Origin of the sequence: Faecalibacterium langellae, assembly GCF_002549775.1 — a bacterium.
Classification (GTDB): domain Bacteria; phylum Bacillota; class Clostridia; order Oscillospirales; family Ruminococcaceae; genus Faecalibacterium; species Faecalibacterium langellae.
In genome coordinates this window covers 718,057-731,130 of record NZ_NMTR01000021.1, presented here as the reverse complement: position 1 = coordinate 731,130, position 13,074 = coordinate 718,057, and the positions used below count along the sequence as shown (strand labels likewise).

Annotated in this window: 9 protein-coding genes and 1 tRNA gene; all 10 read right to left on the bottom strand. The window is 60.8% G+C overall.

What is annotated here, in order from left to right; genetic code table 11:
- Positions 1 to 12 precede the first annotated feature (12 nt).
- The gene (groL, locus tag CGS49_RS11965; protein ID WP_097802026.1) at positions 13 to 1,647 is read right to left on the bottom strand and encodes a chaperonin GroEL; all 1,635 of its coding nucleotides are present in this window, start codon (positions 1,645 to 1,647) and stop codon (positions 13 to 15) included.
- Positions 1,648 to 1,698: 51 nt separating this feature from the next.
- Positions 1,699 to 1,986 (bottom strand): co-chaperone GroES, encoded by a 288-nt coding sequence (locus tag CGS49_RS11960; RefSeq protein WP_097802025.1) that lies wholly within the window; start codon positions 1,984 to 1,986, stop codon positions 1,699 to 1,701.
- Positions 1,987 to 2,230: 244 nt separating this feature from the next.
- Positions 2,231 to 3,232 carry a diacylglycerol/lipid kinase family protein gene (locus tag CGS49_RS11955; protein WP_097802024.1) on the bottom strand — a complete coding sequence of 334 codons (1,002 nt, stop codon included), beginning with the start codon at positions 3,230 to 3,232 and terminating at the stop codon, positions 2,231 to 2,233.
- 105 nt (positions 3,233 to 3,337) lie between these two features.
- Positions 3,338 to 5,638 (bottom strand): ATP-dependent Clp protease ATP-binding subunit, encoded by a 2,301-nt coding sequence (locus CGS49_RS11950; protein WP_097802023.1) that lies wholly within the window; start codon positions 5,636 to 5,638, stop codon positions 3,338 to 3,340.
- Positions 5,639 to 5,770: 132 nt separating this feature from the next.
- Positions 5,771 to 6,031 carry a TIGR03905 family TSCPD domain-containing protein gene (locus CGS49_RS11945; protein WP_097802022.1) on the bottom strand — a complete coding sequence of 87 codons (261 nt, stop codon included), beginning with the start codon at positions 6,029 to 6,031 and terminating at the stop codon, positions 5,771 to 5,773.
- Positions 6,032 to 6,134: 103 nt separating this feature from the next.
- Positions 6,135 to 6,992 carry a PHP domain-containing protein gene (locus tag CGS49_RS11940; protein ID WP_097802021.1) on the bottom strand — a complete coding sequence of 286 codons (858 nt, stop codon included), beginning with the start codon at positions 6,990 to 6,992 and terminating at the stop codon, positions 6,135 to 6,137.
- 68 nt (positions 6,993 to 7,060) lie between these two features.
- Positions 7,061 to 9,328, bottom strand: a complete 2,268-nt coding sequence (locus CGS49_RS11935; RefSeq protein ID WP_343215872.1) for a hydratase — start codon at positions 9,326 to 9,328, stop codon at positions 7,061 to 7,063.
- A gap of 295 nt (positions 9,329 to 9,623) precedes the next feature.
- Positions 9,624 to 9,707: transfer RNA gene (locus tag CGS49_RS11930), tRNA-Leu, on the bottom strand.
- Between the two features lie 76 nt (positions 9,708 to 9,783).
- A complete protein-coding gene (locus tag CGS49_RS11925) occupies positions 9,784 to 11,301 on the bottom strand; it encodes a nicotinate phosphoribosyltransferase (protein WP_097802019.1) in 1,518 nt (505 codons plus the stop codon).
- A gap of 223 nt (positions 11,302 to 11,524) precedes the next feature.
- Positions 11,525 to 13,039 carry an IMP dehydrogenase gene (locus CGS49_RS11920; RefSeq protein WP_097802018.1) on the bottom strand — a complete coding sequence of 505 codons (1,515 nt, stop codon included), beginning with the start codon at positions 13,037 to 13,039 and terminating at the stop codon, positions 11,525 to 11,527.
- Between the last annotated feature and the right edge of the window lie 35 nt (positions 13,040 to 13,074).

Below are 13,074 nucleotides of genomic sequence, written 5' to 3'. Positions count from 1 at the left end.
CGCGGGTGCAGCTTAGTACATGCCGCCCATGTCACCGCCGGCAGGTGCGGCGGGAGCCGGGGGTTCCGGCAGGTCAGCGACCAGGCTCTCGGTGGTCAGGACCATCTCAGCAACAGATGCTGCGTTCTCCAGAGCAGAACGGGTGACCTTGGTCGGGTCCACGATGCCGGCGGCGATCATATCGTCCACAAAGACCTCATTCTGAGCGTCGAAGCCGTAGTTGGGCTTGTTGGCAGAGATGATCTTGTCGATGATGACGCTGCCCTCGAGGCCTGCGTTCTTGGCGATCTGGCGCAGAGGAGCTTCCAGAGCCTTCAGGACGATCTTAGCGCCGGTGCGCTCGTCGCCTTCCAGCGTGTCGCACAGCTCACGCACAGCGGGGATGGCGTTGATGGGAGCAGTGCCGCCGCCAGCAACGACGCCTTCCTGAACAGCAGCCTTGGTTGCGTTCAGAGCATCCTCAATGCGCAGCTTCTTGTCCTTCATCTCAACTTCGGTCGCAGCGCCGACCTTGATGACGGCCACGCCGCCGGCCAGCTTTGCCAGACGCTCCTGCAGCTTCTCACGGTCGAAGTCGCTGGTAGCCACCTCGATCTGGTTGCGGATCTGTGCGATGCGGGCTGCGATGGCGTCCTTGTCGCCTGCGCCACCCACGATGGTGGTGTTCTCCTTGGAGACCTTCACCTGACGGGCATGGCCCAGCATCTGGACGGTAGCGTCCTTCAGCTCGTAGCCCAGATCGGAGGAGATCACGGTGCCGCCGGTCAGGGTTGCGATATCCTGCAGCATCTCCTTGCGGCGGTCGCCGAAGCCGGGAGCCTTGACAGCGCAGACATTCAGGGTGCCGCGCAGGCGGTTGACGATCAGGGTGGACAGAGCCTCGCCCTCGATGTCCTCAGCCACGATCAGCAGCTTCATGCCGTTCTGCATTACCTGCTCCAGCAGGGGGACCAGATCCTGGATGACGCTGATCTTCTTATCGGTGATCAGGATAGCGGCATTGTCCAGGTCAGCCACCATCTTGTCGGTATCGGTGACCATATACGGGGTCAGGTAGCCGCGGTCGAACTGCATGCCTTCCACGATCTCGTTGTAGGTCTCGGCGGTGGTCTTGTTCTCCTCAATGGTGATGACGCCATCGGAAGTGACCTTCTCCATTGCCTCGGCGATCAGACGGCCGATCTCAGGGTCACCGGCAGAAATGGTGCCGACGCGGGCGATATCGTTGCTGTCCTTCACCTTCTGGCTGTGAGCCTTGATGGTCTCAACAGCCTTGTCCACGGCCTTGCTCATGCCGCGGCGGATATCCATGGGGTTTGCACCGGCGGTGACATTCTTCATGCCCTCGGTGACCATGGCCTGTGCCAGAACGGTTGCGGTGGTGGTGCCGTCGCCTGCTGCGTCGTTGGTCTTGGTTGCGACCTCACGCACCAGCTGTGCGCCCATGTTCTCGAACTCGTCCTTCAGCTCGATCTCCTTTGCGATGGTCACGCCATCGTTGGTGATGACCGGTGCGCCGAACTTCTTGCCCAGCACCACATTGCGGCCCTTGGGTCCCAGGGTGATCTTAACGGTATTTGCCAGGGTATCGATACCGGCACACAGTGCCTTGCGGGCGTCCTCGCCCTGCTTGATCTGCTTAGCCATAATCAAATCGCTCCTTTAAAGCTCAATTTCTTAAAATAGAGGGGGTACTGCTCAGTCCTCAACGACTGCCAGGATATCGCCCTGACGGACGATGGTGCACTCCTCACCGTCCACCTTGACTTCGGTGCCGGAGTACTTGCTGGTGAGGACCTTATCGCCGACCTTGACAGTCATCTTGACTTCCTTGCCGTCCACAACGCCGCCGGGACCCACAGCGATGACCTCGGCCACCTGGGGCTTCTCTTTGGCACTACCGGTCAGGATCAGGCCACCCTTGGTGGTCTCCTCGACCTCAACAGTCTTGATAACAACACGGTCTGCAAGAGGAATGATCTTCATAGTTCTTGCCCTCCTATAGTAAAATATAATTTAAAACATTGCTGGGAACCGAGGAGCTTTCATCCGCTCTCTCGGTCATTTAGCACTCCTTTTCTCTGAGTGCTAAGTGTATTGTACTCATCTTGGCTCAAAAAATCAAGGCTTTTTTTGCAGATTTTTATGAATATTTTGTTACAGCAGAAAATTTGATGATTCAGCGAAAAAAGAGACGGCTCCCTTCTGAAAAGGAGTCGTCTCTTTTGCATCAAAGGCTTATTGAGTTTGCACTCTCTGCCTGCCTTTGCGCCGCAAAGCGCTCGAATGCGGGCTTTGGCAGCAGGATGCGCCCCGCCAGCGGCCGGAGCTGCACCGCCACCTGCTCCGTAGGCACACACTCACCATCTGCCGTGGCAACGATGGGCCCGCGGCCATCGACGGCACGCAGAGTCACCTGCTTTGCCCGGCGGTAGATGAAGTACGGCTGGGCCTCCTTGACGAGCTGACCATGTTGGAAATGCTTTCCGCTTTTGTACATGCCCAGCAGCTTTGCAATGGTCAGGCGGCTCACCTTGCGGATGATATACACATCCAGCCAGCCGTCGTCCGGCTGTGCTTCCGGCGCGGCGCAGAAGCCGCCGCCGTAGGTGCGGCCATTGCAGACCGCGCACATCAGGCAGTCCACGGCAAACGTTTCGCCATCAATGGTGTATTCCACCCGGCGGCCGATGTGGCCGCACAGCTGCTCCACGATGGAGAGCGCATAGGCCATCTCACCGCCGCACAGGGGAATGCGCCGGAACTTCGGGATGCCGTAGGCCACCTGTGCATCCAGACCGGCGGCGCAGATGGTGGCGGAAAGGCCGAGGCTGGTGTCCATCAGGTCGATGCTCACCGGCCCGCCGGCCAGCTGGGCATCCAGGTCCAGAAACTCCTCTTTGGTGCCGAAGGTACGCAAAAAGTCGTTTCCGCTGCCAAAGGGCAGACAGCCGACAGCCGTGTTCTCGTACCCATAGGCACCGGTGAGAGCTTCGTTGAACGTACCGTCACCGCCTGCCGTATAGATGCGCAGGGTCTCCCCTGCCTGCCGGGCCTGCCGGGCAGCCGCATTCGCAAGCTCCCGGGCGTGACCTGCGTGGGTGGTGACCTGAATGGTATATGCTTCCGGGGCAAGGCCCGCGCGGGCAGCCGCCGCTTCGATCTGCTGCGGCAGGGTGCGGGTGCAGTCGGTCTTGCCGGCAGTGGGATTCAATAGAAATAAAGTGTGCATGGAATTCCTCCTGCGATTCTGTTGTTTCTATGATAACAGAAAAACAGAAAGTTGCAAGAAAAATCAGCACTTTCACGCGGGCAGCGTTGATCTCTGCCGGCCTGCTCATAGCGTAGCCGCCGCATCCTCCCGCAGGACGATGGAGCCATCGGCAGAGCAATCTGCCGTCCAGTGCTGGCCGGTGCTGGCTTCGCCGGAGGCGATGCGGTCCGCCAGCGCCTGCTCCACGGCACGGTCCACCGCCCGGCGCAGCTCCCGGGCACCGTAGGCTGAGTGAGCCTTTGCCGCCAGTGCCCGGCCCACCTGCGGGGTGTGGTGCAGCTGGTAGCCGCTGCGGGCCGCCCGCGCTTCCAGCTGGCAAAGCAGTTTTTCGGTGATGGCGCACAGGCTTTCCTCTGCCAGCGGGCGGAACACGATCATTTCGTCCAGACGGCCCACGAGCTCTGGCCGGAACCACTTTTTCGCTTCTTCGATGGCCTGCGCCGACTGCTTTTCAAACACAGCCTCGCTGCCCGCCGCAAAGCCCAGCGGAGCGCTCTGCCCCGCCAGGAAGCGCGCACCGAGGTTCGAGGTGAGCAGCACGATGGTGTTGCGGAAATCCGCCTTGCGGCCCATGGAATCGGTGAGCTGCCCATCTTCCAGAATTTGCAGAAGGACGTTCTGGATATCCGGATGGGCCTTCTCGATCTCGTCAAACAGTACGACACTGTAGGGGCGGCGGCGTACCGCTTCGGTCAGCTGGCCGCCCTCATCGTGGCCGAGATAGCCCGGAGGAGCCCCCAACAGGCGGGCGGCAGTGTGCTGTTCCTGATACTCGGACATGTCGAACTTGAGCAGGGCTTTCTCGCTGCCGAACCAGCTTACCGCCAGTGCCCGGGCAAGAGCGGTCTTGCCCACGCCGGTGGGACCGAGGAACAGCATGGCTCCGATGGGCCTGCCCGGCTCGCCAAGGCCGGTGCGGCTGCGGCGGATGGCCCCTGCCACGGCGGCCACAGCACGGGTCTGCCCGACGATCTCCGCATTCAGACGGTCTTCCAGCTTATCCAGCCGTTCCCGCTCCTGCTCGCCTACCCGCTCGGCAGGCACCCCGCTGGCCAGCGCCACCACCCGGGCGATGTCGTCCGGCGTGAGCACCGGCTGTGACCGGTCCGACTGCTCGGCACGGATGCGCACCGCCGCGCAGGCTTCGTCCACAAGATCGATGGCCTTATCCGGCAGGCACTTGCCCGGCAGATACCGCACCGAAAGCTCCACCGCTGCGCGCAGTGCTTCCGGCGGCAGTTTCACGCCGTGGTAGCGCTCATAGCGCGGGGCAAGGCCGTCCAGAATCTGCATGGCCTGCTCCGGGGTCGGCTCCTCCACCTGCACCCGGCCAAAACGGCGCTCCAGGGCGGCATCTTTCTGGATGTGGGTGCGGAATTCCTCGTTGGTGGTGGCACCGATCACCTGTATCTCGCCCCGGGCCAGCACGGGCTTGAGGATGCTGGCCGCGTCGATGGCACCTTCTGCCGCACCGGCACCCACAATGGTGTGGAACTCGTCCACGAACAGGATGGACGTGCCATCCCGCACCAGTTCTTCCAAAAGGTTCTTGAACCGTTCCTCAAAGTCGCCGCGGTACTTGGTGCCCGCCACAAGGCTGGCCATATCCAATGCCAGCAGGCGGCGGCCCTTCAGCGCCCGAGGCACACGGTCCGAGGTGATGCGCTGGGCAAGGCCCTCGGCCAGTGCCGTCTTGCCTACGCCCGGCTCCCCCACGAGGCAGGGGTTATTCTTCTGGCGGCGGCACAGGATCTCCACCATGCGGTCCAGCTCCGCTTCCCGGCAGAACACCGGGTCCAGCTCCCGGTCGGCGGCCTTGCGGGTGAGGTCGCGGCAGTATTTATCGCTGGCGCGGCTGCCTCGGGCCACACTGGCCGCAACGCGCGGCTGGGGCGACAGAATGAACTGCCCGGACAGCTGGCGGCATTCCCGCACGGCCTCGGTGAGCTGCAGGCCCATGGAGGCCAGCAGCAGGCCTGCCGTGCAGCCGTCATCTTCCAGCATGGCGCAGAGCAGATGTTCCGGTTCGGCGCGGTTCAGATGGGCGTTCTGGGCCCCAATGATGGCGTAGTCCATCGTGCGGCGCAGGTCCGGCGCAAAGGCATTCCGGTCCAGATGCAGGGCCGGGCCGCAGCGGCGCTCGGCCAGCTGACGGCGCACGTCTGGTTCGCGAATTTGCTTGTTTGCCAGAAAACGCGCGGCTGCCCCGTGGTCCTGCTGCAGGATCGCCAGCAGCAGGTGGCCGGTATCCGCTTTTTCACAGCCCAGATCCCCGGCCAGTTCCACTGCACTGCGCAGCAGATGATCCGACTCCCGCGAGAAGCCCTTATAGCCGCCAAAGCCCATTTTCTCCCAGATGCTCATTGCATGCTCCTTGTTGCTAAAATGATTGCACAAGAAGTATAGCCCCAAAGCAGCCGAAAAAATCAGTCGTTTGTGTCGGGATGAGAAAACAAAAAGGAGATACCTGCCGGTATCCCCTTCTTGTGGATGATTTTAGTTCATTTCGGCCAGAGCCTTTTTCAGGTTCTTTGCGATCTGATCCGGGCAGCTGGTGTTGCGGAAACCGCACTTGACGCCCTCAAAGCGCTCAATGACCTGCTCGGCCTTCATGCCGCGCACGATGCTGCAAATGCCCTTCAGGTTGCCGTTGCAGCCGCCGATGACCTCCATGCTCTCGATGGTGTGGTCATCGTTCAACACAAAGTTAGTCTGCTTCGAACAGGTGCCGCTGTTTGGAAAATTGAATTCTTTCATATCTCAAAATCCTCTCTTATTTGACCTCTCCTGCCCGGGCGTACAGGGCCCCGGGCTTTCTTTTTATTATAGTGCTCCGGCGCAAAATGTCAACGTGACCGGGTCACACTTCGATGCCCCGGCGCTTGCGGGCCAGCTCCAGAATGCGCTCCACCTGATCGTCTGCGGTGGTGCAGGTGCCCACCGGGTGCGGCACCTTGTGGTTTGCACCGTGGAAGTCGGTGCCGCCGGTGTGAATGAGACCGTACTGCTCGCACAGGGCGGCACACTCGGCCTTGTCTTCAGGGCTGTTGCGGGGGTGGTCCACCTCAATGCCGTCAATGATACCTTCCTTCGCCAGCTGGCGCACCAGCGGCATACTTTTGTATACCGTGGGGTGCGCGAACACCAGCACCGCGCCGGCAGCTTTTGCCGTGGCGATGACCTCCTGCACCGAAGGGTACTTTACCTGATGCAGCACCACACCCCGCGGCTCCCAGCCAAACAGATAGCTGTACAGCTTGCCGTACACGGCATCGCACAGGCCCAGCTGATGCAGCGCTTCCATAATGCCGCTTTTGAACAGTACCCCGCTGTCTTTCGCGTATTCCAGTGCCTGCTCGGTGCGGAACTGCGGATACAGTGCTTCGATCTCCTTTGCGCTCTGCAGACCGCACTCGTTGCGGCGCTGGCGCAGGATATCGCAGTGCTCTTTCAGCGCGCGGCTTTCCGGGTCCGGGTAATAGCACAGCAGGTGTACCCGGTGGCGGTGCTCGTGGTCGTAGCCGGTCAGCTCGGTGGCCGGGATGAGGTGCACGCCGTCCTGCACGGGGTGCTCATAGCAGTAGTTCACGCTGAGCAGGGTGTCGTGATCGGAAATGGCCATGGTGTCCAAACCAACCCGTGCCGCCATGAGCGGCAGGCGGTGGATGGGCACAGAGCCATCGGAACAGGTGGAATGATTGTGAAGATCGCCGGGCATAGAAATTGAACCTCCATGAAAGACACCCGGCCCCGTCAAGAAACAGGGCCGGGTGTCTGCAATTGCAATTAGTGCTTATAGAAATTGATCAGGCAGCCGTCGGCCAGAATTTTGCGCTCGTCGGCGGTCAGCGGGGCCATGTACAGGCTGAACTCCTTGACGGTGTCGCCCAGCACATAGGCTTTGATATCCTGCAGGTCACCCTTGAGGGCTGCGCGGACGCCCGGGATGAACACATAGTCACCCAGACCAAACGGCGTTGCGCCCACCAGCTGCAGCGGCAGCATGCCCCAGTTGATCAGGTTGGAGCGGTAGCGCTTGGTGGCGTACTCGGTAACGATATTGGCACCGGCACCCAGCACGCGCTGGCAGCTGGCGGCCTGCTCACGGGCGGAGCCGTCGCCGGGCTTCACCGCAAAGATGGTGGATGCGATCTGCACATCGTCCCAGGTCAGGTTTTCATAGCCGGGCACCTTGTGCAGCTGGGCCAGCACCTCAGCACTGCCCTCGCCTGCGCGGCGGGCCTTCTCCTCGGCCTGCACGGCCTTGGCACGGCTGACGTACTCCGGGTCCTTGCGGCTGAGGGTGAACTCGGCCAGACCCAGCGGGTTGGAGCGGAAGGAGGACGTCTCACCGGAGGGGATCAGCTCGTCGGTGGTGGTGACGGGGTCGGTGATGTAGGAAGCCACCTTCAGCAGCAGGTTGTCGCCCAGCGGTGCGATCTCGGGCCAGTCCTTGATGTTGGGGCCCAGCTTGAGCAGAGCGTCATAATCACCCTTGCCGAAGCCCTGATACACGCGGGTGTCGTAGCTGGACGAATCGTACTGGTACTCCGGCACAGTGGGATCGTAGTCGATGTCAGTGGCCGGGGTCAGGATGCCGCCGTTGGCCGTGGTGGCCGCGATGCTGCGGGCATCCATCAGAGCGACGCCGGAAAGCTGGCCGTTGCCGGGCTTGGAGCCCTCGCGGCTGGGGAAGTTGCGGGTGGTGTGGCGGATGGACAGCGCACCGTTGGCAGGCACGTCGCCTGCGCCGAAGCAGGGGCCGCAGAAGGCCGTGCGGATGGTGGCACCGCTGGCCATCAGGTCGTGGATGACACCGGTGCGCACCAGTTCCATCATGATGGGCTGGCTGCCGGGGTAGACGCTGAGAGCGTAGTCGCCGCAGCCGCCGGTGTGGCCCTTGAGGATGGATGCTGCCTCGTAAATGCTGTCGTACAAACCGCCTGCGCAGCCTGCAATGACGCCCTGATCCACCCGCAGCCTGCCGTTCTCGATCTTGCTGCACAGGTCAAGGCTGACATCCTTGCGGCCGATCAGCTTCTGCACATCCTGCTCGCAGGCATGGAGGATGTCTTCGAGGTTCGCGTTCAGTTCTTCGATGGTAAAGGCGTTGGACGGGTGCATGGGCAGCGCGATCATGGGCCGGATGGCAGAAAGGTCTACTTCCACCACGCCGTCGTAATATGCGAGGTCTGCCGGGGCCAGCTTCTTGTAGTCAGCAGCACGGCCATGCACAGCGAGGAAACGCTGGGTGGTTTCGTCGGTCTCCCAGATGGAAGAAAGGCAGGTGGTCTCGGTGGTCATGGCGTCGATGGCGTTGCGGGTATCCTGACGCAGGGATGCAATGCCGGGGCCGACGAACTCCATGACCTTGTTCTTGACATAGCCGCTCTTGAACAGCTTGCCCACCAGCGCAATGGCCACATCGTGGGGGCCGCAGCCTGCGGGCAGAGAACCGGTGAGGTAAATGGCAACCACGCCCGGGCGGGCCACATCATAGGTGCGGCCCAGCAGCTGCTTTGCCAGCTCGCCGCCGCCCTCACCGATGGCCATGGTACCCAGTGCGCCGTAGCGGGTGTGAGAGTCGGAGCCGAGGATCATCTTGCCGCAGCCCGCGAACTTCTCGCGCATGTACTGGTGGATAACGGCCAGATGCGGGGGCACAAAGATGCCGCCGTATTTCTTGGCAGCGGACAGGCCGAAGCGGTGGTCGTCCTCATTGATGGTGCCGCCCACAGCGCACAGGCTGTTGTGGCAGTTGGTGAGCACATACGGAATGGGGAATTTCTCCAGACCAGACGCGCGGGCCGTCTGGATGATACCCACAAAGGTGATGTCATGGCTGGCCATGGCGTCAAACTTGATCTTCAGGTTTTCGGCATCGCCGCTGGTGTTGTGGGCCTGCAGAATGCTGTAGGCCATGGTGCCGGTCTTTGCGTTTGCGATGGCTGCTGCATCAAAGCCCTTTGCGGCCAGGGCTGCGTCTGCATTGCCGTCTGCGGGCACCCACTCGCCGCGGGCATAGTATGCGCCGCCGGTGCTGCATTTGATCATATCCAACATCTCGATTCGCCTCTCTTTTTGATTTTCCCGCCCGCCGTATCTTGCGGGCACTGCCCCGGCAGAGCGGTACACCGTCCTCTCTGCCCTCTCCTGCCGTGCGCTTGACTGCACGGCTGCGGCCCAAAGGCTGCATCTGCAAACCATTATACCATGAAACCATGGAAAGAAAAAGCACTTTTTACAAATGAATCGTGAACAGCACGGAAAGAGACGGACTCTGGGTAAGCTGCTTCCTGCCCGGTACAAAATAAAAACAGCCCTCAGCGCAGGCTGAGAGCTGTTTTTATGCCGCCGACGGGGGTCGAACCCGTACTCTGTCTCCAGAAAGGGATTTTAAGTCCCTCGTGTCTGCCAATTTCACCACAGCGGCACAGAAAGAACTGCCGTCTTTTCAAACGGCAGTTCTTATAATACAATACGCCTTGTTTTTTGTCAAGAAAAAGCTTTTACACCTTGCCGCCGTGCAGTTCTGCGTACATCTTGGCACGGCACTCAGCCACAGCCGGGGTCATGTTCACATAGTGCTTGTGCGGGCACTCCAGGCGCAGCTCGCTCTCCCAGGTCTCCTCGGTGAGCTGCTTTGCGATGTAGGCTTTCTTCTCTGCAATAGAGGGCAGCTCAATGGCCAGCTGGCCGCCCAGAATGTGCGGCACCAGCAGCTTTTTCACCTTGGTGGGGGTGATGGTCACGGTGCGCTCGATGGCGTCCGAATCCAGGTTGACCATCGTGATGGGCTTGCCGGCTTCGATTTCCTCGCCGTCCATGGCGATCAGGTCGCACTGGGCCTGGCCGTTTTCGTCGTAGAGACGCCACGGCATCTTCTTGCCCGGGATGATGGCCTTGCTGGCAGAATCCGAGCACTTCATCTTGGGGGTATAGGTGCCGTCCGGCTGCTTGACCGCCACCAGTTTGTACACGCCGCCGAACACGGGATCGGAAGCGGAGGTGATGAGGTTCTCACCCACGCCGTAGGAGTCGAAGTGTGCGTGCTCGTACAGCTCCATGTTAGCGATCTTCTTTTCGTCCAGACCATTGGACGCCACCAGCTTGATGTAGGGCTTGCCGGCTGCATCCAGTGCCTTGCGCAGGCGCTTGGAGCCGCGGGCCAGGTCGCCGGAGTCGATGCGGGCACTCTTGACGCGGCGGTTGGGGTCGTTGGGGTATTTCTCAATGAGGTAGTCGTCCAGCTTGATCAGGTTGGGCAGGCCGCTCTCCATAATATTATAGGTATCCAGCAGCAGGCTGACCGAATCCGGGTAGGTATCCGCAAAGGCCTTGAAGGCGTCGAACTCGGTCGGGAAGAACTCGATGAAGCTGTGTGCTACGGTGCCCACGGCCTTGACGTCTGCGCCAAACTTCATCTCGGCCAGGCAGTTGGCCGTGCCGATGCAGCCGCCCAGAACGGCCGCATAAGCACCATCGTTGCCGGCGCTCTCGCCCTGTGCACGACGGGTGCCGAACTCCATGACGCTGCGGGGCGTATGGGTGTTCAGGCCAGTGACACGGGTGGCCTTGGTAGCGATCAGGCTGTGGAAGTTCATGGTCTGCAGCAGATAGGTCTCGATTAGGATCGCACCCACCAGGTCGCACTCGATGCGCACCATCTGCACATGCGGGTAAGCCACGGTACCTTCCGGCAGCGCATACATATCGCCCTTCCACTGATAGGTGCGCAGGTAATCGCAAAACTCCTCGCTCATGCCCTTGGTGCGCAGCCACCAGATATCCTGTGCGTTGAAGTGATAGTTCAGCAGAAAGCGGGTCAGTTTGCGCTGGCCTGCACTGATGGAATAGCCCTGATCATCCGGGTTCTTGCGGAAGAACATATCGAACACCAGGGTCGTGTCCTTGAACCCGTGCAGGAACAGGCAGTTGGCCATGGTGAATTCATAAAAATCAACGACCATTGCGGGGTTGTCGTAGTCCTCATCCGGAATGTAGGGCACAACCTTGATTTCGTCCATGAATAGTATCCTCTCTTTTTTGCACCCGGCAGGAGTTTCTCCTCCCCTGCCGTCTGACTTCCGCACCGGAGATGTTCCGTCGGAAGCGCACCGTCTCTGTCTTGACAGTGCGTTTCCCTCATGATATCACCATTTGACGCCCGGTTCAAGTGGTTTAAGTAAAATTCTGGTGACAAAAAAGCCGCCCATGCACGGCGGCACAGGCGGCTCTCAGTGTTACAGTTTAACCGTTGATGATGTTCGGGGTGGCATTTTTCAGCACGACATCGTGGCTGCCGCCCTCCACGATGGAGGTGGAGGACACGACGGTCAGCTTGGCCTTCTGCTGCAGCTCGGGGATGGAGAGCGCACCGCAGTTGCACATGGTGCTCTTGACCTTGTACAGGGTGGTCTGCACGCCGTCGGCCAGAGGGCCTGCATACGGGACGTAGCTGTCCACGCCTTCCTCAAAGCTCAGCTTGCTGGATCCACCCAGGTCATAGCGCTGCCAGTTGCGGGCGCGGTTGGAGCCTTCGCCCCAGTACTCCTTCATATACTGGCCGTTGATGCGCACCTTGTTCGTGGGGCTCTCGTCGAAGCGGGCGAAGTAGCGGCCCAGCATGACGAAGTCGGCACCCATGGCCAGCGCCAGGGTGATGTGGTAATCGTGGACGATGCCGCCGTCGGAGCAGATGGGCACATAGATGCCGGTCTCCTTGTAGTACTCGTCGCGGGCCTTTGCCACCTCGATGACCGCGGTGGCCTGGCCGCGGCCAATGCCCTTGGTCTCGCGGGTGATGCAGATGGAACCGCCGCCGATGCCGATCTTCACGAAGTCGGCGCCAGCCTCGGCCAGGAAGCGGAAGCCCTCAGCATCCACAACGTTGCCGGCACCGACCTTGACGGTGTCGCCGTAGTGCTCGCGGATCCAGCTGATGGTGCGGCTCTGCCACTCGGAGTAGCCCTCGGAGGAGTCGATGCACAGCACATCCACACCGGCATCCACCAGTGCAGGCACGCGCTCGGCGTAGTCACGGGTGTTGATGCCGGCACCGACGACATAGCTCTTGTTCTTGTCCAGCAGCTCGTTGACGTTCTTCTTGTGGGAGTCGTAGTCCTTGCGGAAGACGATATACTTCAGGTTGCCCTCGGCATCCACCAGCGGCAGGGTGTTGATCTTGTTATCCCAGATGATGTTGTTGCAATCGTGCAGAGAGGTGTTCTCCGGGGCGGTGACCAGCTTTTCGATGGGAGTCATGAAGGTGGTGACCGGTGCGTCGTCGGGGGTGTGGTTGACACGGTAATCGCGGGAGGCCACGATGCCCAGCAGCTTGCCGCCCGGAGTGCCGTCGGCAGTGATGGCAATGGTGGAGTGGCCGGTGCGGGCTTTCAGCTCCAGCACATCGTGCAGGGTGGCAGTGGGTGCCAGATTGGAGTCGGACACGACGTAACCGGCCTTGTAGCTCTTGACGCGGCGCACCATGGCGGCCTCACTCTCGATGCTCTGCGAGCCATAAATGAAGGAAACGCCGCCCTGACGTGCCAGCGCGATGGCCAGTTTGTCGCCGGAAACAGCCTGCATGATGGCGCTGATCATGGGGATGTTCATCTGCAGGGGGCATTCCTCCTCGCCCTTGCGGTACTTGACCAGCGGGGTCTTCAGGCTGACGGCAGTGGGCACGTTCTCAGCGGAGGAATAGCCGGGGACCAGCAGGTATTCACCGAAAGTGCGGGAAGGTTCTTCATAGAAATAAGCCATGTTCAAACTCCTTTTCTCTTAACGCATCAACATCA

Coding starts and splice junctions, on each gene's coding strand:
- CGS49_RS11955 (WP_097802024.1), bottom strand. CDS start 3,232: ATGCACACTTTATTTCTATTGAATCCCACTGCCGGCAAGACCGACTGC.
- groL (WP_097802026.1), bottom strand. CDS start 1,647: ATGGCTAAGCAGATCAAGCAGGGCGAGGACGCCCGCAAGGCACTGTGT.
- CGS49_RS11920 (WP_097802018.1), bottom strand. CDS start 13,039: ATGGCTTATTTCTATGAAGAACCTTCCCGCACTTTCGGTGAATACCTG.
- CGS49_RS11945 (WP_097802022.1), bottom strand. CDS start 6,031: ATGAAAGAATTCAATTTTCCAAACAGCGGCACCTGTTCGAAGCAGACT.
- CGS49_RS11925 (WP_097802019.1), bottom strand. CDS start 11,301: ATGGACGAAATCAAGGTTGTGCCCTACATTCCGGATGAGGACTACGAC.
- CGS49_RS11960 (WP_097802025.1), bottom strand. CDS start 1,986: ATGAAGATCATTCCTCTTGCAGACCGTGTTGTTATCAAGACTGTTGAG.
- CGS49_RS11940 (WP_097802021.1), bottom strand. CDS start 6,992: ATGCCCGGCGATCTTCACAATCATTCCACCTGTTCCGATGGCTCTGTG.
- CGS49_RS11935 (WP_343215872.1), bottom strand. CDS start 9,328: ATGATCAAATGCAGCACCGGCGGCGCATACTATGCCCGCGGCGAGTGG.
- CGS49_RS11950 (WP_097802023.1), bottom strand. CDS start 5,638: ATGAGCATCTGGGAGAAAATGGGCTTTGGCGGCTATAAGGGCTTCTCG.